The organism is Mesorhizobium sp. M7A.F.Ca.ET.027.03.2.1 (assembly GCF_003999175.1).
GTDB lineage: Bacteria > Pseudomonadota > Alphaproteobacteria > Rhizobiales > Rhizobiaceae > Mesorhizobium.
The window spans coordinates 1-427 of the sequence record NZ_RZOM01001925.1 but is presented as its reverse complement, the minus strand read 5'-3'; the positions used below and the strand labels follow the sequence as shown (position 1 = coordinate 427).

Sequence of the window (427 nt, the reverse complement as noted above, 5' to 3'; positions counted from 1 at the left end):
TCGGGATCCAGAGCGGGAAGGGATCAGCAAGAAGCAGTCCGCCAAGCTCATCGATGCGCTCATGGCCGATGTCGAAAAACATATCGCCAACAACATGCTTCCTGCCCTGCGAGAGACGATCGCTGTCCAACTTGGCGAGCCGGTCAAGGGCAACTGGTCGCTGGAGGTCGACGCCAACGACCCCCAGACCCTGAACTTTCACTACCCGGCCGCGCTGACCGGTCAGGACTATCAAGGCGTCACCTACATAACTCCGCGCGTCAAACTGGAGTTCGGTGCACGCGGCGATCCTTGGCCGACCGAGCAGAAGACCATCCGACCCTATTCAGCTGACGATTTCCCCACCTTCTTCGAGAATCCGGATTGCACCATCACGGTGCTGGCGGCGCGCAGGACTTTCTGGGAGAAGGCCACTGCGCTTCACTCC

Annotated in this window: 1 protein-coding gene; it reads left to right on the top strand. The window is 60.0% G+C overall.

All coding sequences use genetic code 11. From position 1 onward, the window contains the following. On the top strand, window positions 1-427 hold a 427-nt coding region (locus EN750_RS38805), incomplete at both ends, for a nucleotidyl transferase AbiEii/AbiGii toxin family protein (RefSeq protein WP_145968414.1).